This window comes from Micromonospora sp. WMMD754, from assembly GCF_049315235.1.
Classification (GTDB): domain Bacteria; phylum Actinomycetota; class Actinomycetes; order Mycobacteriales; family Micromonosporaceae; genus Micromonospora; species Micromonospora sediminicola.
This window is the reverse complement of sequence record NZ_CP186058.1, coordinates 5,591,632-5,612,089: the sequence shown is the minus strand read 5'-3', so window position 1 is coordinate 5,612,089 and position 20,458 is coordinate 5,591,632. Positions and strand designations below refer to the sequence as shown.

Annotated in this window: 19 protein-coding genes and 1 tRNA gene; 16 read left to right on the top strand and 4 right to left on the bottom strand. The window is 75.3% G+C overall.

Annotation, left to right across the window (positions count from 1 at the left end; all coding sequences use genetic code 11):
- Window positions 1–54: 54 nt before the first annotated feature.
- On the bottom strand, window positions 55–1,905 hold the full coding sequence (locus ACN27B_RS26385) for a polysaccharide biosynthesis protein (RefSeq protein ID WP_422741803.1): 1,851 nt from the start codon (window positions 1,903–1,905) through the stop codon (window positions 55–57).
- 185 nt (window positions 1,906–2,090) lie between these two features.
- Here ACN27B_RS26385 and ACN27B_RS26380 point away from each other — a divergent pair, with 185 nt between their 5' ends.
- Window positions 2,091–3,539, top strand: a complete 1,449-nt coding sequence (locus ACN27B_RS26380; RefSeq protein ID WP_099160781.1) for a polysaccharide biosynthesis tyrosine autokinase — start codon at window positions 2,091–2,093, stop codon at window positions 3,537–3,539.
- Here the strand turns inward: ACN27B_RS26380 and ACN27B_RS26375 are convergent.
- Window positions 3,520–4,074 (bottom strand): low molecular weight phosphatase family protein, encoded by a 555-nt coding sequence (locus tag ACN27B_RS26375; RefSeq protein WP_091577562.1) that lies wholly within the window; start codon window positions 4,072–4,074, stop codon window positions 3,520–3,522. The two genes, ACN27B_RS26380 and ACN27B_RS26375, sit on opposite strands and share 20 nt — an antisense overlap.
- Window positions 4,075–4,218: 144 nt before the next feature.
- Between ACN27B_RS26375 and ACN27B_RS26370 the strand changes: the two genes are divergently transcribed.
- The 8 genes from ACN27B_RS26370 (at window position 4,219) to ACN27B_RS26335 (ending at window position 13,228) form a co-directional block, all read left to right on the top strand.
- Entirely contained in the window at window positions 4,219–5,463 is a 1,245-nt protein-coding gene (locus tag ACN27B_RS26370; protein WP_099160782.1) for a glycosyltransferase family 4 protein, read from the top strand.
- A gap of 95 nt (window positions 5,464–5,558) precedes the next feature.
- Complete coding sequence (locus tag ACN27B_RS26365) at window positions 5,559–7,343, top strand: DUF4012 domain-containing protein (protein WP_099160783.1); 1,785 nt, start codon at window positions 5,559–5,561, stop codon at window positions 7,341–7,343.
- Window positions 7,344–7,356: 13 nt separating this feature from the next.
- Entirely contained in the window at window positions 7,357–7,983 is a 627-nt protein-coding gene (locus tag ACN27B_RS26360) for a hypothetical protein (RefSeq protein ID WP_099160784.1), read from the top strand.
- Between the two features lie 99 nt (window positions 7,984–8,082).
- Window positions 8,083–8,502: a protein-tyrosine phosphatase family protein gene (locus ACN27B_RS26355; RefSeq protein WP_396822551.1), complete on the top strand. Its 420-nt coding sequence runs from the start codon at window positions 8,083–8,085 to the stop codon at window positions 8,500–8,502.
- A gap of 89 nt (window positions 8,503–8,591) precedes the next feature.
- A complete protein-coding gene (locus ACN27B_RS26350; protein WP_422741802.1) occupies window positions 8,592–9,860 on the top strand; it encodes a D-alanyl-D-alanine carboxypeptidase family protein in 1,269 nt (422 codons plus the stop codon).
- A gap of 91 nt (window positions 9,861–9,951) precedes the next feature.
- Window positions 9,952–11,121: an MGDG synthase family glycosyltransferase gene (locus ACN27B_RS26345; protein WP_422741801.1), complete on the top strand. Its 1,170-nt coding sequence runs from the start codon at window positions 9,952–9,954 to the stop codon at window positions 11,119–11,121.
- Complete coding sequence (locus ACN27B_RS26340; RefSeq protein ID WP_422741800.1) at window positions 11,118–11,840, top strand: polysaccharide deacetylase family protein; 723 nt, start codon at window positions 11,118–11,120, stop codon at window positions 11,838–11,840. Before ACN27B_RS26345 ends, ACN27B_RS26340 begins: the two co-directional genes overlap by 4 nt.
- 89 nt (window positions 11,841–11,929) lie before the next feature.
- Entirely contained in the window at window positions 11,930–13,228 is a 1,299-nt protein-coding gene (locus tag ACN27B_RS26335) for a D-alanyl-D-alanine carboxypeptidase family protein (protein ID WP_422741799.1), read from the top strand.
- Window positions 13,229–13,243: 15 nt separating this feature from the next.
- Here the strand turns inward: ACN27B_RS26335 and ACN27B_RS26330 are convergent, their stop codons facing one another.
- On the bottom strand, window positions 13,244–14,269 hold the full coding sequence (locus ACN27B_RS26330) for a LacI family DNA-binding transcriptional regulator (protein ID WP_281592518.1): 1,026 nt from the start codon (window positions 14,267–14,269) through the stop codon (window positions 13,244–13,246).
- A 206-nt stretch (window positions 14,270–14,475) separates the two neighbouring features.
- Between ACN27B_RS26330 and ACN27B_RS26325 the strand changes: the two genes are divergently transcribed.
- The 4 genes from ACN27B_RS26325 to ACN27B_RS26310 all read left to right on the top strand — a co-directional run bounded on the left by ACN27B_RS26325 (window position 14,476) and on the right by ACN27B_RS26310 (window position 18,112).
- The gene (locus ACN27B_RS26325; RefSeq protein ID WP_099160790.1) at window positions 14,476–15,441 is read left to right on the top strand and encodes an acetylxylan esterase; all 966 of its coding nucleotides are present in this window, start codon (window positions 14,476–14,478) and stop codon (window positions 15,439–15,441) included.
- Between the two features lie 10 nt (window positions 15,442–15,451).
- Window positions 15,452–16,309: a M15 family metallopeptidase gene (locus tag ACN27B_RS26320; RefSeq protein WP_422741798.1), complete on the top strand. Its 858-nt coding sequence runs from the start codon at window positions 15,452–15,454 to the stop codon at window positions 16,307–16,309.
- A gap of 94 nt (window positions 16,310–16,403) precedes the next feature.
- The gene (locus ACN27B_RS26315; protein WP_099160792.1) at window positions 16,404–16,910 is read left to right on the top strand and encodes a DinB family protein; all 507 of its coding nucleotides are present in this window, start codon (window positions 16,404–16,406) and stop codon (window positions 16,908–16,910) included.
- 161 nt (window positions 16,911–17,071) lie between these two features.
- Window positions 17,072–18,112, top strand: coding sequence for a zinc-dependent alcohol dehydrogenase family protein (locus ACN27B_RS26310; protein WP_099160793.1), 1,041 nt, complete (start codon window positions 17,072–17,074; stop codon window positions 18,110–18,112).
- A 169-nt stretch (window positions 18,113–18,281) separates the two neighbouring features.
- On the opposite strand, the gene ACN27B_RS26305 is transcribed toward ACN27B_RS26310, so the two are convergent.
- The gene (locus ACN27B_RS26305; RefSeq protein ID WP_422741797.1) at window positions 18,282–19,055 is read right to left on the bottom strand and encodes an alpha/beta hydrolase; all 774 of its coding nucleotides are present in this window, start codon (window positions 19,053–19,055) and stop codon (window positions 18,282–18,284) included.
- Window positions 19,056–19,225: 170 nt separating this feature from the next.
- On the opposite strand from ACN27B_RS26305, the gene ACN27B_RS26300 reads away from it, so the two are divergent.
- The 3 genes from ACN27B_RS26300 to ACN27B_RS26290 all read left to right on the top strand — a co-directional run bounded on the left by ACN27B_RS26300 (window position 19,226) and on the right by ACN27B_RS26290 (window position 20,444).
- Window positions 19,226–19,618: a hypothetical protein gene (locus tag ACN27B_RS26300; RefSeq protein ID WP_396822561.1), complete on the top strand. Its 393-nt coding sequence runs from the start codon at window positions 19,226–19,228 to the stop codon at window positions 19,616–19,618.
- A 41-nt stretch (window positions 19,619–19,659) separates the two neighbouring features.
- On the top strand, window positions 19,660–20,067 hold the full coding sequence (locus ACN27B_RS26295) for a hypothetical protein (protein WP_422741796.1): 408 nt from the start codon (window positions 19,660–19,662) through the stop codon (window positions 20,065–20,067).
- Window positions 20,068–20,371: 304 nt separating this feature from the next.
- Window positions 20,372–20,444: transfer RNA gene (locus tag ACN27B_RS26290), tRNA-Glu, on the top strand.
- The last annotated feature ends 14 nt before the right edge of the window (window positions 20,445–20,458 follow it).

The following is a 20,458-nucleotide window of genomic DNA, read 5'->3' as shown; positions in this document are numbered from 1 at the left end:
AGCCGGTGGGACGCTCCTCTCATCAGGTGAACGGGGCGTCCCACCGTCGGTGGCTCAGCGCTGTCCCGGCAGGGCCGGCAGGGAGGAGCCGATCGTCTCGCAGAACGCCGCCATCCGTTTGATCAACTCGTCCTGGTCGGCGTACGGGTCGAGCGCGCGCACCTCGTCCGGGTCGAGCGCCGGCACCGGCACGTGCGAGATCAGCGGGTGCAGCGGGCGGGTGTCCACCTCGTCGGCGCCGAACAGGTGCTCGTGCAGTTTCTCGCCCGGCCGCAGCCCGGTGTAGACGATGTCGACCGGGTGGTCCGCCTCGGCGGCGAGCCGGCGGGCCACGTCGGCGATCCGCACCGGCTCGCCCATGTCGAGCACCAGCGCCTCGCCGCCGCGTCCGATCGTCGCGGCCTGCAGGACCAGGTGCACGGCCTCCTGCACGGTCATGAAGTAGCGGGTCACGTCGGGGTGGGTGACCGTGATCGGGACCCCGGCCCGGATCTGGGCCTGGAACGCGGTCAGCACCGACCCCCGACTGCTGAGCACGTTGCCGAACCGGACACTGAGGTAGGTGCCGCCCATCCGCTCGGCCTGGTGGGCGGTGAGCCGTTCGGTGATCCGCTTCGAGTAGCCCAGCACACTGGTCGGGTTGGCCGCCTTGTCGGTGGAGATGTTGACGAACTCGGCGACGTCCCGGCACGCCTCCAGCACGTTCAGCGTGCCCAGGATGTTGGTCTTGATCGCCTCGCCCGGGTGCCGCTGGAGCATGGTCAGGTGCTTCAGGGCGGCGGCGTGGAACACCACGTCGGGCTGCCGGTCGGCGACGATCCGGGCGATCCCCTCGGCGTCCCGGATGTCGGCCAGGATCAGTTCAGGGCCGTCCAGCAGGGCGCGGCCGTGCAGCGACATCTGGAGCGCGTGCAGCGCGGACTCGTCCCGGTCGAGCATCATCAGCTCGTCCGGCTCGCAGCGGGCGATCTGCCGGCACAGCTCCGAGCCGATCGAGCCGCCCGCGCCGGTGACCAGCACCCGGCGGCCGGCCAGCCCGCCCCGCTCGACGGTCAGCTCGGCCACCCGCTGGGCCCGGCCCAGCAGGTCGGTGAGCTGGAGGTCGCGGACGTCGGTGGCGGCGACCGGTCGGTCGAGCAGCTCCCGCACCGGGGGCAGGACCTTGAACGCGGCCCCGGCTTCGAGGGTGCGGGTCCGCACGTCGCGCAGCAGCTGCGGGTCCGAGCCGCTCATCGAGAAGATGACGGTGCGCGCCTGGGTGGCGCGGATCACGGCGCCGACCTGTTCGCGGCCGCCCAGCACGCGCAGCCCCTCCAGCCGCAGCCCCCGGCTCTCCGGGGCGTCGTCGAGCAGCCCCACCGGCCGGTAGCTGCTGTCCGGGTCGTGCAGCAACGCCCGGACCAGCCGTTCGCTGGCCGCGTCGACGCCGTAGACCAGGCAGCGTTCGGCGTGTCGCGCCGCCGGGCGGTGCCGGTCGGCGTGGGCCCGCCACAGTCCGCGGGCGGTCGCCATCAGCACCAGCGCGACGGCCCCGCCGACCAGCGGCGTGGTCGCGGGGACCGGTCGCTCGGCCCAGGGGAGCACCCCGGCGACGGTGATCAGGGCGGCCAGCGCGACGGTGGCGGCCAGTCCCCGGGCATCGCCGGCGCTGCCGATCGGGTAGCGGCCGTAGACCTGCGAGCGCAGCAGCGTGAGCAGGGCGTACAGCGTGGAGCAGGCGAGCGCCACGCCGAGGACCCGGCCGCTGAGGGCGGCGGTCAGGTCGAACTCGTACCGGGTCCACGCCGCGCCGAGAAATCCTCCGCACCACGCGGCCGTGTCCAGCGTTAACAGGGAGAGGGTGGCGGCGCGGTGGGTGGTTCGTCCGCGGGGTCGCACGACGTCGGCGGTGGTTTCACGATCCATGGGCTGCCTCGGTGTCCTATCCAGATTGAACGGAATTAGGCCGTATGTGCCTGTTCGGTCGTTTACATTCGTCCAGTCACCTAACGTGGCGAATAGGCGATTCGATCCTGGCACGGCTACTGGTGTTTTTAGGGGGCTTTCGTGCAGTTTCATCGGCAGACCGGCGTGTCGCGAGGGGGAGCGTGATGGACGTTCTCGGCTACCTGCGCCTGGTCCGACGCCACTGGTGGATCGTGCTGGTCACGGTGATGCTCGCGCTGGGCACCGCCGCGCTGGTGACGGTCCGGACGGCGCCTCGCTACGAGGCCTCGGTGACGTTCTTCGTCACCACACCCAGCCAGGGGGTCACCGACGCCTACCAGGGCAGCCTCTTCCTCCAGCAGCGGGTGAAGTCCTACGGCGACCTGCTCACCAGCGACCGGCTGGCGCAGAGCGTGGTGGCCGATGCGCCGCTCGGCCTCACCGCCGACCAGGTACGCAGCCGGATCACCACCTCCGCCAAGCCCGATACCGTCCTGCTCAACGCCACCATCACCGACACGGACCAGACCCGGGCGCTCAAGACCACCGAGGCGCTCGCGGCCAAGTTCACCGAGCTGGTCCGAAAGGTGGAGACGCCGCCGGACGGCAAGTCGCCGCCGATCAAGATCGAGGTGGTGAGCGGCCCTCGGGTGACGTCCAGCCCGGTGTCCCCCCAGCCGGTGCGCAACCTGGTCCTCGGCGGCCTGCTCGGCCTGCTGGCCGGTGCCGCGCTCGCCGTGCTGCGCGGGCTGGCCGACGTGCGGATGCGCGACGCCGCCGCGTTGCAGCGGGTCACCGGCAGCCCGCTGCTGGGCGAGATCCCCTTCGAGTCCGGCGCGAAGGCGGCCCCGTTGATCGTCGGCGACGCGGCCAACTCGCCGCGGGCCGAGGCGGTCCGCAAGCTGCGCACCAACCTGCGGTTCGTGGACGTGCACGAGCCGGCCCGGGTCATCGCGGTCACCAGCGCGTTGCAGGGCGAGGGGAAGACCACGATGGCCTGCAACACGGCCATCGCGCTGGCCGAGGCCGGGTGGCGGGTGCTGCTGATCGACGCCGACCTGCGCCGGCCCAAGGTGGCCGACTACCTCGGCCTCGACGGCGGCGTCGGCCTCACCGACGTGCTCGTCGGCGACGTGCAGGTCGGTGACGTGGTGCAGCGTTGGGGCGAGAAGTCGCTGCTGGTGCTGCCCAGTGGCGCCGCCCCGCCGAACCCCAGCGAACTGCTCGGCTCCAAGGCGATGGCCGACCTGCTGGTGGCGCTGCGCGAGTCGGCGGACATCGTGGTCATCGACACCGCGCCGCTGCTGGCGGTCACCGACGGCGTGGTCGTGGCGGTGCAGGCCGACGGCGCGTTGCTGGTCACCCAGCAGGGGCGGACCTCACGCAGCCAGGTGGCCGCGGCCGCGCACGCGCTCAGCTCGGTCTCGGTGCGCCTGCTCGGTTGCGTGCTCAACATGGCCAAGGTGGCCAAGGCGGACGCCTACCAGTACGAGGCGTACAAGGTGGTCGTGCCCGCCGCGCCGTCCGTGCCCACGGACCGGGCCGGCACCCGGCGGGGTGGGCAGCCGGCCGTGGGCGACCGGACGCAGGAACTCACCCGGCTGTCGCGATGAGCGCCAGCACCGGCCGGATCGACCGCTCGATCTCCTCGGCGCAGCGGCGGAAGTCGGCCGGGGAGCCACCGATCGGGTCGCGTAGGTCGTCCGCGCCGGGTGCGGCGGGTTGCATCCGCCCCCGGGCGCGGACGGCCGCCGCCACCGCCGCCCGCAGCGGCGTGTCCGCCGTCGCCCCGGCCGGTTCGGCCGCGGCGGCGAGCCGGGCGAACTGGCGCAGCGTGAAGGTCCGGGTCAGCGCCGCCGGGGCCAGCGCGGTGCAGGCCGAGCGCTGCCGCCGGGTCGCGGTCAACACCAGCGCCGCCCCGGCCAGGTGTTCCGGACGGAGCCGGCGGGTGCGGAACGCCGCCGCGTCGGCCCCGGTGCCGGCCGCCACCTCGACGGCGTACGGATGCATGGCGGCGCCGTCGACCGCGTCGGTCCCGGCGCTGGTCACCACCACCGGTAGGTCGGCCAGCAGGCGGCGGGCGATGAACTCGGCCATCGGGGACCGGCACATGTTGGCGTGGCAGACGAAGAGCACCCCGTCGACCATCTGCACCCCTCTCGTCGGCGCGGTCGCGGGACACGGTGCCGCGACGGCGTTCTTCCGGCGGTCGCGGCCGGACGCAGAGGGGATGCGGGCATCGTACGCGGTGCGGACGGCGGCGGTCTCGCAGGCCGCGCCGGGAGCGCGGCCATGAAGATCGGCATCCTGTCCTACCACTTCCCGCCGGAGCCGGCGTTCATCCCGGGCAGCCTGGCCGAGGAGTTGGCGGCCCGCGGCCACGAGGTGCGGGTGCTCACCGGCTTCCCGGACTACCCGGGTGGTCACGTCTATCCCGGTTGGCGACAGCGGTGGCGGCACCAGACCCACAGCGAGCGGCTGACCGTCCGTCGGGTGCCCCGGTACGCCCGCGGTGAGGCCTCGCCCGGGGCGCGCACGGCCGCCTGGCTCTCCTTCGCCGGCAGCGTGGCGGTCGCCGGGCGGCGCTACCTGCGGGACGTCGACGCGCTCTACGTCTTCCAGCACCCGGCGGTGACCTTCGCCGCGGCGGGTCTGCTGCGGCTGCTCGGCCGGGTGCCCACGGTGCTGCACGTGCAGGACGTCTGGACGGGGGAGGAGCCGTCCCGGCCGGGGGAGAACCGGCGCTGGGCGGACCGGTTCGACACGAGCCTGCGCCGGCTCTACCGGGAGGCCGCCGCGGTGGCGGTCACCGCGCCGTCCATGCGCGACCTGGTGGTCGCCGCCGGGGCGGGGCCGGACCGGGTGCGTACCGTGCTCAACTGGACCGACGAGCGCATCTTCCGCCCGGCCGAGCCCGGTCCCGCGGCCCGTCGCCTGATCCGCCGGGACGACCGCTGCCTGGTGATGCACGCCGGCACGATCGGCGTACGGCAGGGTCTGGAGACCGCGGTCCGCGCGGCGGCCGCGCTGGGCGACCGGATGGACCTGGTCCTGGTCGGTTCCGGTGCACAGGAGCGGCGGGTGCGGGGGCTCGCCGCCGACCTCGGCGCCGACAACGTCCGGTTCGTCGAGTGGCGGTCCCCGGTGGACATGCCGCAGTTGTACGCGACCGCCGACTACCAGCTCGTCATGCAGCGCGACGTGCCCGAATTGCGCGGCACCGTGCCGGGCAAGCTGCAGGCCGCCTTCTCCTGTGCCGCGCCGGTGGTCGCCTCGACCGGCGGGGACACCGCCGAGCTGGTGGAGCGGGCGCGCGCCGGCCTGTCCTGCCCGCCGGAGGACTGGGCCGCGCTGGCCGACCGGTTCTGGCTGGCCGCGGCCATCCCGCGGGCCGCACGGGTGGAGATGGGCCGTCGCGGTCGGGACGCCTACCTGCGGGAGATGTCGTTGCGGGCCGGGGTGGACCGGATCGAGGGCTTGTTGCGCGAGGCGTCCACCGCCATGGCGAGGCGAACAAACCTCGCAGTGGGGCGATAAAGCTCAGGAGCCCCCAAAACCCGACGAACGCCTGCATTTTCGTGCTAGAAAGCAGTCAATGCGTTCAGTGTCCGATTCGACACGTAGGGGGAACAGTGACGGAACGCGGTGCTTCGCCTGGTCGGCGGCGGCGCTCGCGGCGGCGCAGCCGGGCCCGGGTCCGCCGGATCCTGCTCGTCGGCCTGGTCGTGGTCTCGGTGCTGCTGACCACCGGAGGCTGGGTCGCGTTCCGGGGCTGGCAGGCCCGTGCCCACCTGGTGAACGCCGCCGGGCTGGCCAAGGAACTCAGCTCCCAGGTGCTCGACGGCGACGTGGCCCGCGCCCAGCGGACCCTCGCCGCCCTGCAGGAGCAGGCCACCGCGGCGCGCGGCGCGACCGGGGACCCGGCCTGGTGGGTCGGCCAGCGGACGCCGTACGCCGGCGACGACCTCACCGCGGTGCGGGAGATCTCGGTGGCGGTGGACGACCTGGCCCGGCTCGCCTTTCCCACCCTCCTCCGGGTCGATCTCGCCTCGCTGGTGCCGAAGCAGGGCAAGCTCGACCTGAACCGGCTGCGCGCGGTCTCGGCGGAGGTCTCCACCGCCGACCAGGCGGTCCGGCGCACGGCGCAGCGGTTGGCGGCCGTCCCGACCGCGGACCTGGTGGCGCAGGTGCGGGACGCGGTCACCGCCCTGCGTTCGGAGCTCGAGCAGTTGGGCGAGCTCACCTCGGCCGCGGACCGCGGCGCCCGCCTGCTGCCGCCGCTGCTCGGCGCCGGCGGCCCGCGCACCTACCTGCTCGTCTCGCAGAATCCGGCCGAGTTGCGGTCCACCGGAGGCATGTTCGGCGCCTACGCCGTGCTGCGCGCGGAGGACGGGCGGATCCGGATGGTCACCCAGGGCACGTCGAGCGAGTTGCGGTTCTTCGACCCGCCGCTCAAGGTTGCTCCGGAGACACGCCGGCTCTGGTCGGACCTGCCGGGAATGTATCCGGCCGACGTCAACCTCGACCCGGACTTCCCAACCGCCGCCGCGCTCTACCGGGAGATGGTGCGCCGCCGCACCGGGACCACCGCGGACGGGGTGCTGGCCGTCGACCCGGTGGTGTTGTCCTACCTGCTCGGCGCGATCGGTCCGGTGCCGGTGCCCGGCGGTCCGGCGTTGGCCGGCAGCACCGCGGTGCGGACCCTGCTCAGCGACGTCTACCGGGACCTGGACACGAATGCCCAGGACGAGTTCTTCGCCACGGCGGCCGCCCGCGTCTTCGATGCGATGTTCACCAAGACGGTGGATCCGCGGTCACTTTTGACCGTTTTCAACCGTTCAATCAGTGAAAGTCGGATATTGTTCTGGAGTGCCCGACCTGAGGAGCAGCGCGCGCTCGCCGGCAGCCGACTGGCCGGGCAGCTCCCGGAGAAGGACACGGTGCCGACGGTCGGCGTGTTCCTCAACGACGGCAGCGGCGCGAAGCTCGGCTACTACCTGAGGTTCTCGGCCGCCCTCACGGTCGGCGACTGTCAGCCGGACGGGCGCCGCGAGCTGCGGCTCCGGGTGACGGTGGGCTCCACCGCCCCGCGGTCGGGACTGAGCCGGTCGGTCACCGGCCTGGCCATGTCCGGCGACAAGTACACACCACGCACCTTCGTCTCGGTGTTCACGCCGACCGGCGGCGCCGTCCTCACCGGACGGCTGGACGGACGCGACACCGCGATGGGTAGCGGAACCCACGGCCGCCGCCAGGTGGCGGTGGCGACCGTGGAGGCCAAGCCGGGGCAGACCCGGACCCTCGACGTCACGCTGCTCACCGGCCAGACCGGCGCCGGCACGGCCGAACTGGTGCACACACCCACCGTCACCCCATGGACCACCCGAACAGTCAACGCACCAAGCTGTGAACAGTAGGAGGGAATCCATCATGCGGCTATCCCGCATCATCATGGCGCTCACGGTCGGCCTGGCCGTGGCGGCCGTGCCGACCGCGGCCGGCGCGGCGCAGCCGCAGCCACCGTACGTGCCGCCGGGCGCGGCGCTGACGGTGTCGCCCACGACGATCCGTCTCGGCGAGACCTTCACGCTCCGGGGCACCGGCTTCCAGGCCGGCGAGACGGTGCGGATCGACGTCGCCATCTCGAATCTCCCGGCCGCGGCCCCCGCCGAGGGGACCGCACGGCGCAGCGACGGCAGCACGGTGGCCATGGCCCCGGTCGCCTACACGCCCAACCGCGCGCAGCCGCAGCCCGCGCCGACCACCTTCACGGTGACGGCCGACGGCGACGGCGCCTTCACCGTGCAGTACCGGCCGACCCGCACCGGCCGGCACACCTTCACCGCCACCGGGCTGACGTCGGGTCGGATCGCCAGCGCCACCGGCACCGTCCTGCCCGTGCACGGACGGCCGACGACCCGGCCGCCGCACCACGGCGGTCTGCCGGTCACCGGTGACAGCATCGGCACGCCGCTGAAGCTCGGTGGTGGCCTGGCCGCCGCCGGCGCGGTCCTGCTGCTGGCCTCCCTGGCCTGGCGCCGCCGTCGCCTCGGCTGAGCCGAGGCGCGCCGGGGGAGGACCCGGCCGATCGTGAGTGCCCGCCGGACCCGGTCCGGCGGGCACTCACGCGTCCGGAACACGAGGCAGAATGACGTCGTGGCACCGACGCGACCGTGGGCCGACCCGACCGGCCTGCTCACGCTCCCCGGCGGCGCCGTCGTGCGCGGGCGGCGCGTCGCGGCGCCCGGCACACCCGCCGACTTCGCCCTGCTGCTCGCGCCCGGCCCCGACCCGGCCTGGCCGACCCGACGGATCGACTGGCCCGACTTCTGGGTCCCGCGCGACCGGGCGGACGCCCTCGACGCGCTGCGCGAGGGCCGGCGGCGCGCGTACGCGGGCGAGCGCGTCGAGGTCGCCTGTCGCGGCGGGATCGGTCGGACCGGCACCGCCCTGGCCGCCCTCGCGGTGCTGGACGGGCTCGCGCCGGGCCCGGCGGTGGCGTGGGTGCGTGCCCGCTACCACCCGCGCGCGGTGGAGACCCCCTGGCAGCGGTGGTGGCTGCGCCGCGTCGACTGACCACGCCACGCAGCCGCGGGTTGGGCGCAGCGTCACCGGCCGGGTGAGCCGCGCCGGTCCGGGTCCCGGGCTGGGTAGGGTGCCTCCTCATGAGAGCCCGGGTCCTGGCCGTCGCCACCGCCGTCACCCTGCTCGTCACCGGGGCGCCCGTCCCGGCGCGGGGCGCTCCCGTGGTCACCGCCGCGCCGGTGGCCACCGCGCCCTGTCCCCGGCTGCCCGCGCCGAAGGTCTCCCGGCCACCGCGCCCCGTCCCGCCGGAGCCGGTGCCCGACCAGCAGGTCGTCGGCGGTGACGCGCTGGCCGCTCCGGGGCTGGTCGCCCCGCCCGGCAGCGCCGCGCCACCGGCGGTGACCGCCACCACCTGGCTGGTCGCCGACCTGGACAGCGGCGCCGTGCTCGGCGCGTGCGGGCCGCACGTGTACGGCACCCCCGCCAGCACCCAGAAGCTGCTGCTCGCCGCCACCATGCTGAGCCGGCTCGACCCGAAGCAGGTGGCCGTGGCCACCCGCGCCGACCTGGACATCGAGCCGGGCAGCTCGGCCGTCGGCCTGCTCGTCGGCGGGCGGTACGCGGTGGAGACGCTCTGGTTGGGCCTGCTGCTGCAGTCCGGCAACGACGCGGCGAACATGCTGGCCCGGCTGGGCGCCGGCAGCGCCCGGGCCGGGGTCACCGAGATGAACGCCGAGGCCCGCCGGCTCGGCGCGCTGCAGACCCGCGCCGTCACCCCGTCCGGCCTGGACGGTCCGGGCCAGTTCACCAGCGTGTACGACCTGGCGCTGATCGCCCGGGCCTGCTTCGCCGACGAGCGGTTCCGCCGGTACGCGCTGACCGAGCGGGCGCAGATCCCGGCCCAGCCGGCGCTGAAGAAGGGCGGATTCCAGATCCAGAACGAGAACCAGTTGATCTATCGCTATCCGGGGGCGCTGGGCGGCAAGACCGGCTTCACCGAGCTGGCCCGGCACAGCTACGTCGGCGCCGCCCAGCGCGGCGGTCGTCGGCTGGTGGTCACCCTGCTCGGGGCCGAGGCCCGGCCGGTGCGGGGCTGGCAGCAGGGCGCCCAACTGCTCGACTGGGGCTTCTCGCTGCCCCGCGACGCCTCCGTCGGCCGGCTGGTCGAGCCCGGCGAGCTGGACGCCGCGAAGGCCGAGCCGCGGCAGGCCCCGGCCGCCGCCGCGGCCCGTCCGGAGCCGTCACCGTGGCGCGGGCCGGCGGGGACCGCGCTGCGTCGGGTGGCCGACGGGGACTGGCAGGTGATCGTGCCGTTGGCCGGGCTGCTCGCGCTCGTCGTCGGCGGGACGGCGGCCGTGCTCGCCGCCCGCCGGGGCCGCTCCCGCCGACCGGGTCGCCGCCGCGCCTGACCGCCCGGGCGCGGCCGTCGCCGCGCCTGGCCCGCCGGCTGTCCGCCGGTTCCGGTCGCGTGGACGTCGCCGTCGTGGGTATGCGCGGCGCATGGAGCACCCGGGACGCGTCGTGGTGGTCTCCGCGGACATCGGCGCCGGGCACGACCGGGCCGCCGACGAGCTGGCGGGGCGGCTGCGCGCCCGGGGCTTCGCTGTGGACCGGCTCAACGTTCTGCACCTGCTGCCCGGTCCGCTGCACCGGGCCGTGCGCGAGGCGTACCGGGGACTGCTGCACCGGCTGCCCGGGGGCTACCACCTGCTGTTCCGGCTCACCAGCCGGTCGTCGGTCCCGGTGCGCGCCGTACGCGCGCTGCTGCGCCCGTTCCGCCGGGCGATGCGGCGGCGCATCCCGCCGGACACCCGGGCGGTGGTGACCACCTATCCGTTCGCGAACCAGATCCTCGGGCCGTTGCGCCGCCACGGGCGGCTGCGGGTGCCGGTGATCACGTACGTGACCGACCTCGTGGTCCATCCGTCCTGGCTCGCCCCGGGCGTCGACGTGTACTGCACGGTCCGGCACGCGGAGCTGCGGCCCTCGGACGGCGTCGACGTGACGGTGGTCGAGCCGCTGGTGTCGCGGGCGTTCGGCGCGTGCGACGGGACCGACCGCCGGCGGGCCCGGCACCGGTTCGGCCTGCCCCCCGACGGTGTCCTCGCGCTGGTCGTCGCGGGTTCCTGGGGTGCGGGGGAGGTGGCGGCCACGGTCGCGGAGGTCGGCGCGACCGGGGCGCGGCCGGTGGTGGTGTGCGGGCGGAACCGGGCGTTGCGCCGGCGGCTGAGCGGGGCCGGCCGGGACGTCCTGGGCTGGGTGGACGACATGCCCGGGCTGATGCGGGCCGTCGACGTGGTGGTGGAGAACGCGGGCGGCCTCACCTGCCAGGAGGCGCTCGCGGCCGGGGTGCCGGTGGTCACCTACCGCCCCATTCCCGGCCACGGACGGGCCAACGCCGCCATCCTGGCCCGGTCCGGCCTGACCCGGTGGGCCGGCTCGCCCGACCAGCTCGGACCCGTGCTCGCGGCGGTCACCGGGGCCGACCCGGCGTCCCCGGCCCGCGACGCGCGGTCCCTGGAGGACCCGGCCGGGCTGGTCGCCGAGGCCGCCCGCGCCGCCGCGCCCGCCGGACCGGCCGCCGCGGGCCGCCGGTCGCTGCTGGAACCGGTCGGCGACGCGATCGCCGTCGTCGCCGCGCTGCTCCAGGCCGGCGGCGGACTGCGATGAGGACCGCCGCCCTCGCCGGGCTCGCGACGGCGGCGTTCCCGGCGGTCCAGGTGGCGCCGGCGCTGACCGTGCTGCCCGGCCTCCGCCGCCGTCTGCTGCCCGGTCTGCACGGCCTCGGCCCGCCGGACCGCGTCGCGCTGACCTTCGACGACGGCCCGGACCCGGAGTCCACGCCGTGCTTCCTGGACCTGCTCGCGGCGCACCGGGTCCGGGCCACGTTCTTCGTCCTCGGCGCGATGCTGCGGCGCCGCCCGGACCTGGGCCGCCGGCTGGTCGACGCCGGCCACGAGGTCGCCGTCCACGGTTGGACGCACGACAACCTGCTGCTGCGCGGACCGGCCGGCACCGTCCGCGACCTGACCCGGGCGTACGACCTGGTGGCGGAGGTGACCGGACGGCGACCGCGGTTCCTCCGCCCGCCGTACGGGGTGCTCACCGGCGCGACCCTGCTGGCGGCCCGGCGGCTGCGCCTGCGGCCGGTGCTGTGGAGTTGCTGGGGGCGGGACTGGACCGCCACGGCGACCGCCGACACGGTCGCCCGGACCGTCCGGGCCGGGCTGGCCGGTGGGGGCACGATCCTGCTGCACGACTCGTCCCGCGCCGCCGTGCCGGGCGCGTGGCGCGCCGGGCTGGCCGCGCTGCCCGACATCCTGGCCGAGTGCCACCGCCGCGGGTGGCGGGTCGGCCCGCTGGGCGCGCACCGGCTGCCCGCGCGTTGACCGGCGCACCCTATCCCGCGACCCCGGGCCGGGGACGCGAATCCCGGAGCCGGCGACCCGTTCGGGTCGGCGTGGCTAGCCTGCGGGTCATGAGGACCTGGGGACCGTCCGTGGCGCTCGCCGCCGCCCTGCTCCTGCCGCTGTCCACGCCGCCGACGCCCGCCGTGGCCGCGGTCCGCCCGGGCGCCGCGCCGGCGCGCCGGCTGCCGGCCGCGGCGCCGCCCTGCCCGAACGTGCCCGCCCCGTCGACCCGGCCGCCGCAGCCGCCGCCCCGGTCCGGACCGGCGGACCGGGCCGTGGGTGGCGCCGCGCTGGACACCTCGGGCCTGGTCGTCCCGCCGGTCGCGACGGTGCCGCCCGCGGTGGCGGCGACGTCGTGGGTGGTCGCGGACCTGGACACCGGCGCGGTGCTCGGCGCCTGCGGCCCGCACGAGTACGGCGTGCCGGCCAGCGTGCAGAAGTTGCTGCTGGCCGCCACCATGCTGCCCCGGCTGGACCCGAACCGCGAGGTCACCGTGACCGCCGGCGACGTGGCGATCGAGCCGGGCAGCTCGGCGGTGGGGCTGGCCGAGGGCGGGCACTACCGGATCGAGACGATCTGGCTGGGCCTGCTGTTGAAGTCCGGCAACGAGGCGGCCAACGCGCTGGCCCGGCTCGGTGGCGGCCCGGACGGGCTGGCCGGCGGGGTCCGGGCGATGAACGCCGAGGCCCACCGTCTCGGCGCCCGGCAGACCCACGCCGTCACCCCGTCCGGCCTGGACGGTCCGGGCCAGTTCACCAGCGCGTACGACCTGGCGCTGATCGCCCGGGCCTGCTTCGCCGAGCCGGCCTTCCGCCGCTACACCGCCACCCGCACCGCGCAGGTGCCCGCCCAGCCGGCGTTGCGGGAGAAGGCCTTCCAGATCCAGAACGACAACATGCTGCTGGACCACTATCCGGGGGCGATCGGCGGCAAGACCGGCTTCACCGACCTGGCCCGGCACACGTACGTCGGTGCGGCCGAGCGTGGTGGGCGGCGCCTGGAGGTCACCCTGCTCGGCGCGGAGGTCACCACGCAGCGCGGCTGGCAGCAGGGGGCCGCGCTGCTGGACTGGGGTTTCGGGCTGCCCCGGGACGCCGCGGTCGGCCGCCTGGTGGAGCCGGGAGAGTTGGACCGCTCCACGCCCCCCGCCACGGTGGCGGCGTCGGCCCTGGCCGGCCACGCCGACCTGCGCGGCGGCGCCCCGCCCCCCGGCTACCGGCCCGGCGCGGGACTGTCGGTCGCGGTGGGCGCGGTGCTGGTGGCCGGGGGAGCGGTGCTGCTGGCCCGGCGTCGTCGGCACGCCGCCACGGTCGCCGCGTCGACCGCCGTGGTGCCGCGGGAGGGCGAACTTCCGGAAGTCGACTGAAACGACCCGGGCCGGTCAGCGGCCGGCCGGCCCGGCGGTGCTGTCCCGCACCACCAGCTCGGTGGCCAGTTCCACCCGGGGCGACTCGATCTCCTCGCCCTGGGCCAGGCGCAGCACCGTGCGGGCGGCGAGCCGGCCCATCTCCACCAGCGGCTGGCGCACGGTGGTCAGGGGCGGCGAGGCCCACCGGGCCTCGGGCAGGTCGTCGAAGCCCACCACGCTCACGTCGTCGGCGACGCGCAGGCCGCGCCGGCGTACCGCCTCGTAGACGCCGAAGGCCATCTGGTCGCTGGCCGCGAAGATCGCCGTCGGCGGGTCGTCGAGGTCGAGCAGGGCGCCACCGGCGGCGAAGCCGGAGGCGTGGTAGAAGTCGCCCGGCTGGACCAGACGGTCGTCGGCCGGCACGCCGGCGGCCGCCAGCGCGGCGCGGTAGCCGTCGAGCCGGGCGCGGCTGCACAGCAGGTGCGGCGGGCCGGCGACGAAGCCGATCCGGCGGTGGCCCCGGGTGAGCAGGTGTTCGGTGGCGGCCAGGCCGCCGGTCCAGTTGGTGGCGCCGATCGCCGGCACGTCCGTCCCGGCCACCCCGGCGTCCGGGTCGACCACCACCACCGGCACGTTGAGCCGGCGCAGTTGCGCCTGGACCGCCGGGCCCAGGTGCGAGGTCACCATGATCACGCCGTCCGAGGCCCGCCCGCGCAGGTTGTGCAGCCACTGCCGGGTCGAGCTGGACTCGCGGTGCACGGCCGAGACCACCGTGCCGATTCCGGCGGCGTGGTTGACGTCCTCCACCCCACGGATGATCTCCACGGCCCACGGGCTGTCCAGGTCGTTGAAGACCAGGTCGACCAGGTTCGCCCGGCGTACGGTGCGGCTGCCGCGGCGCCGGTAGCCGTGGTGGCGCAGCAGCTCCTCGACGCGTTCCCGGGTGTCCGGCGCGACGTCGGACCGCCCGTTGAGCACCCGCGACACGGTGGGCACGGAGACACCGGCCTCCCGTGCGATCGCGGTGATGGTCACCCTGCGCTCGTCGTCCGCGTTCACCCCGAGTCCCCTTCGCCGGCTGCCCGGAACCGACCGGCAAGCCGCGCCGCCCCACCGACATCTTGCCGTACGGCGTGGTCTTGACGACAGGTCGGGCCGGTCCTAGCGTTCGCACGGGTTGCGGAAAGCTTCCGGAACGCGGCGGGACGCCTTTCGGCGACCCGTCGTCGTCCTCCCCACCACCGGACGACGAGGAAACGTCAGGCGTGTTGACCGACCTGCCCGAGGCGGAACTCCGCCGCCACCGCAGCGACCTGCGCGAACCATCCGACTTCGACGCCTTCTGGGCCGACACGCTCGCGCAGGCCCGCTCCTGCGGCGAGCCCGTCGAGGTGACACCCGTGCCCACCCCGCTGGCCGGGGTGGACGTGTTCGACGTGACCTTCCCCGGGTTCGCCGGTCAGCCGGTGCGGGCCTGGCTGCGGGTGCCCCGCGGCGCGTCCGGCCCGGCGCCGGCGGTCGTGCAGTACGTCGGCTACGGCGGCGGGCGCGGCCACCCGCTGGAGAACCTGCTCTGGTCCGCGGCCGGGTTCGTGCACCTGCAGATGGACACCCGGGGCCAGGGTTCCGGGTGGAGCCGGGGCGACACCCCGGACGTGGCCGCGGCCGGACCGCAGGCCCCCGGGATGGCCACCCGCGGGGTGGAGGACCCGCGCCGGTACTACTACCGGCGTTTCCTCACCGACGCCGTCCGCGCGGTGGACGCCGCCCGCGGCCTGCCGGCCGTCGACCCGGACCGGGTCGCCGTGCTCGGTCACAGCCAGGGCGGCGCGGCCGCGCTGGCCGCCGCCGCGCTCGCGCCCCGGGTCCGTGCCGCGGTGGTCCACGTGCCGTTCCTCTGCGACGTGCCGCGCGCCGTGACGCTCACCGACTCGGCGCCCTACCGGGAGATCCGGGACTACCTGGCCGTGCACCGCGACCGGGAGGAGCAGGTGCTGCGCACGCTCGGCTACGTCGACGGGGTGGCGTTCGCCCGCCGCGCGACCGTGCCGGCCCGCTTCTCCGTCGCGTTGATGGACGACATCGTGCCGCCGTCGACGGTCTACGCCGCCTACCACGACTACCGCGGCGACAAGGAACTGGCGGTGTGGCGGTGGAACGGCCACGAGGCGGGCGGCGTCGACGACGACGCGGCCGCGCTGGACTTCCTCCGCGCCGCCCTGGACGGCTGACCGGCGGTCGATGCCGGCCCGGGCGCCGGGCCGGGCTGGTAGACACGGCAGGGTGGGCACCGGCAGACGCGCGGCGACGGTCCTGGCCGTGGCCGCCGTGGCGCTCGCCGCGGCCTGCCAACGGCCGGCGCCGCGTCCGGCCCCGCCGTCGCCCACCCCGACCGGCCCGCGCGCCCCGGCCGACGTGGTCGACCTGGCCGCCGTCGACCCGACGGTCCGCACCGACATCCGGTACGCCGGCGCGCACAACTTCGTCGGCCGGCCGATCGACGGCTACCCCGAGCCGCTCTGCCTGCTCACCCGCCGGGCCGCCGAGGCGTTGCACCGGGTGCAGACCGCGGCGCTGGCCGGCGGCCACAGCCTGAAGGTCTACGACTGCTACCGGCCACAGCGGGCGGTGGACGAGTTCGTGGCCTGGGCCAAGCGCCCCGACGAGCAGCGGATGAAGGGCGAGTTCTATCCCGACGTGCCCAAGGACCGGCTCTTCGCCGACGGGTACATCGGCGCGCCGACCGCGCACAGCCGGGCCAGCACGCTCGACCTGACCCTGGTCCCGGTGCCCGGCCCCGAGCCGGCCCGGTACGTGCCCGGCCAGCCCCTGGTGCCGTGCACCGCGCCTGCCGGCCGTCGCTTCGCCGACGACTCGGTCGACATGGGCACCGGGTTCGACTGTTTCGACCCGCGCGCCCACACGGACGACGCCCGGGTCACCGCCGCCGCCCGGGACAACCGGGAACTGCTGCGGGAGCTGATGAGCGCGCAGGGCTTCGAGAACTACCCGCGGGAGTGGTGGCACTACCGCTACGTCGACGAGCCGTACCCGGACACCTGGTTCGACTTCCCGGTGGCCCGGTCCTCGCTGCGGTGATTGCCGGCACCTCATGATCCACACCGGCTAGGCTGCCGGCGACCGCCGCCGTCCACCATCGGCGGGCCGCCGGCCCGCCCGGAGAGGATCCACCGTGCCGACCGAACGGATCGGCCCGCCGCTGCGGGCCGGTGAGCGGGAGACGCTGCGCGCGTTCCTCGACTTCCACCGCGCCACCCTGGCCCTCAAGTGCGAGGGGCTGACCGACGAGCAGCTGCGCCGGCCGGCGTCGCCGCCGTCCACCCTCTCCCTGCTCGGGCTGCTGCGGCACATGGCCGAGGTGGAGCGCACCTGGTTCCGCCGCGTCATCGCCGCCGAGGACGTGCCGCTGATCTGGTCGGAGACCGGCGACTTCCAGGCGGCGTACGACGCGCGGGAGGCCGACGGCGCGCAGGCGTGGGAGGCGTGGCGGCGGGAGGTCGCGCACGCCCGCCGCATCGAGCGGGAGGCCGAGTCGCTGGACGTGACCGGCCACCAGGCCCGGTGGGGCGAGGACGTGTCACTGCGCCTGGTGATGCTGCACATGATGCACGAGTACGCGCGGCACAACGGCCACGCCGACCTGATCCGCGAGGCCGTCGACGGCACCGTCGGCGCGTAAGGCCGGGCCCCCGGTTAACGCCTCCGGTAGAGGAGGGGCCCCCTCTTGACACGTCGATCACCGTGCGCGGGACCGAGGTCCCGCGCACCGGGCCCTCCGGCCCTGCCCCCGCCCACCGCCGCGGAGAAGCGTGGGAGGTGACAACGGCGTGAGGAGGAGCCATGAAGGCACTCGTGTACGGCGGGCCGGGCGAGAAGTCCTGGTCCGAGATCCCGGACCCCACCGTCGCCGGCCCCCGCGACGCGATCGTCCGGGTCGACGCGGTCACCATCTGCGGGACCGACCTGCACATCCTCGGCGGTGACGTGCCCGAGGTCCAGCCGGGCCGGGTGCTCGGCCACGAGGCGGTCGGCACGGTCGTGGCGGTCGGTGACGGCGTCGCCAACCTCGCCGAGGGCGACCGGGTCCTCGCCTCCTGCATCTCCGCGTGCGGCGTGTGCCGCTACTGCCGCGAGGGCGTCTACGGGCAGTGCCTCGGCGGCGGCGGATGGATCCTCGGGCACACCGTCGACGGCGTGCAGGCCGAGTACGCGCGTATCCCGTTCGCCGACCTGTCCACCTACCGGCTGCCCGAGACGGTCTCCGACGAGGCCGCCGTGCTGCTCGCCGACATCCTGCCCACCTCCTACGAGGTCGGCGTGCTCAACGGCGGTGTGCGCCCCGGCGACACCGTGGTGGTCGTCGGCGCCGGCCCGATCGGCCTGGCCGCGATCCAGACCGCCCGGCTCTTCTCGCCCACCCACGTCATCGCCGTGGACAAGGCGCAGAGTCGGCTCGACGCGGCCAAGCGGTTCGGCGCCGACCTGACCGTCCTCGTCGACGACGACCCGCTCGACGTGGTCCGTTCGGTCACCGCCGGACTCGGCGCGGACGTGGCCATCGAGGCGGTCGGGGTGCCGGCCACGTTCGAGCTGTGCACCACGCTGGTCCGCGCCGGCGGACGGGTGGCCAACATCGGCGTGCACGGCGCGCCGGCCACGCTGCACCTGGAGCGGCTGTGGATCCGCGACGTCACCATCACCACCGGCCTGGTCGACACCCGCACCACGCCGAAGCTGCTGGACATGCTGGTCGCCGGCCAGCTCGACACCGCGCACATGGTGACCCACCGGTACGCGCTCGACCAGATCGTCGAGGCGTACGACGTGTTCTCCCGCCCGGCCGAGACCGGCGCGCTCAAGGTCGTGCTGACCCGTCGCTGAGGGAGGTGCCCGATGACCCCACGAACCAGGTGGACCCTGGCCGGGCTGGCCGCCATGGCGGTGGCGGCGGTGGTCGCGTACCCGGTGCGGGTGCGCCGACCGCGACGAGCCCGGCGGTGAGCCCACCGTGCCGCGTCCCCGGCCGCGCGCCGGGGGCGCGGCGCGCCGGTCAGGGCCGGCGCAGCGGCAGCCAGGCCAGCACGTCCTGGATCCGGGCGTCCCAGTAACCCCACTCGTGGTCGCCGGGACCGAAGTCGACGGTGAGCGGCACCCCGCGTCGCCGGGCGGCGTCGACGAACCGGACGTTGTCCTCGTGCAGGAAGTCCTCGGTGCCGCAGGCGACGTAGAGCGCCGGCAGGTCGGCGCCGGCCCGTTCCAGCAGGCCCACCGTGTCGTCGTGCTCCGGCGCCGGCCGTTCGCCCCACACTGTGTGCCACACCGCCGGGTCGACCGGCCGGGTCGGGTGGTCCCGCCGGCGCACCACGTCGAGCGCCCCGGAGAGACTGGCCGCCGCGGCGAACCGGTCCGGGTGGCGCAGCGCCCACTTCACCGCGCCGTAGCCGCCCATGGACAGGCCCGCGACGAACGTGTCCTCGCGCCGGGCGGAGAGGCGGAAGAACGACCGGCACACCTCGGGCAGCTCCTCGGTGAGGAACGTCCAGTACCGGTTGCCGTGCGTCTCGTCGCAGTAGAAGCTCCGCTGCACCTGCGGCATCACCACGGCCAGGCCGAGCGGGGCGACGTAGCGCTCGATCGCGGTGCGCCGGGTCCAGACCGTGTCGTCGTCGGTCAGGCCGTGCAGCAGGTAGAGCACCGGCGGGTCGCCGTCGGCCACGGCGCCCGGCATGCCGATGCCGGCCGCGCCCGCCTCGGGCAGCAGCACGGTCATCGAGGTGCCCATGCCGAGGGCGGAGGAGAAGAAGTCACACCTGATCCGGGCCATGAGCCGGCAGCGTACCCCCGGCGAGGGACCGGAAGGGCCCGACGGAGTTCGGATCGACCGTTCCTATTGCCCTGGGCGGTCGGTCGGGACAGGATGGCCATGCGTGCCGGAAACATGACCGTAACCTGCACGCGCTGCTGGTCTCTGTCACGAGGAAGTGGGAGTCAGTCATGAGCGACGTCTCGGCGGCACTGGGTGTGCGCCTCTACCCGGACCTGGTCGAGCCCGGCGGTCTGGCTCCCGCGCTCGCGCAGACCGCGACCGCCCACCAGCTCGACGTCGGCCGGGTCACCGCCCCCGAGCAGGGGCGCAGCCGGTTCACCTGCGCCGAGACGACCTCCGACCGGGGCGTCGTCTGCGTCAGCCTCGGCGCCCAGGCCCGCTACTTCATGATCGACCTGCGGGTGGACGGCGAGGTCCAGGCCCGGGGCGACGCCACCGACCTGCTCCAGGTCGCGCAGGTGGCCGCCGCCTGGCGGGCCGGCACCACGCTCGCCGAGCTGACCGCCCGCTACCCGTTCATGGAGGAGATGAGGCGCCACCCGGTGGCGCACGCCGGCTAGGGGCGACCGGTCCCGCCGCCCGCGTCGGCTAACGTGTCGCCGTGGAGCACACGGCCCGACTGATCACCCGGAGCTGCACCACCGGTTGGGCGGACTGGATCCACGGTGAACTCTGGTTGTCGCCGCACCTGCTGGTGCGCCGTCGGCTGAGGCTTCGGGAGACCCGCGCGCACGCCAACGGGCGGACGGTTCCGCACCCGCTGCCCGAGGTGCCGGCGTCGACCCTGGACCTGGCCGCCGTCGCCGCCGCCCACCCCTCCAACAAGGTCCTGGCGCTGGACGACGTGATCGGGGCCCGCCTGCACCGGGGGGTCCTCAGTGACCGGCTGGCGCTGACGATGCGCGACGGTGGCCGCCACAAACTGCTCTGGCTCCGGGTCGATCCCGCGTACGAGGTGCTGGGCCCCGCGCTCGCCGAGTCGCTGGGCGACCGTCTCCGGCGGGACTGACCGCGCGGATATCGGGTTGCCGCCACGTCCGCCGCGCCCGTACCGTGAGCGGGCACCGTCGACCTGATCCACCCGGGGGAGCCCACCGTGTCGCAGCAGAATCGCACCCGAGCCGAGCGGCCCGCGCCGCGCGGTGGTGCCCTGCTGTCCGAACCGGGCACGTGCCGCCGCCGTCGGCAGCGGCAACCAGGGTGGTGGCGCGTCTAGCGCCGGCGCGACGATCCGCGCGAACCGCCCGCCCCCAGACCGGAGCCGGGCGGTTCTCCGTGTCCGGGGCACCTTCGAGACGGCGTCGGCCGTCCCGGGGCCGTTGGAGCAACTGGCAGCTCACCCGGTTCTCAGCCGGGAGGCTACGGGTTCGAGTCCCGTACGGCCTACGTCAGACGGACAC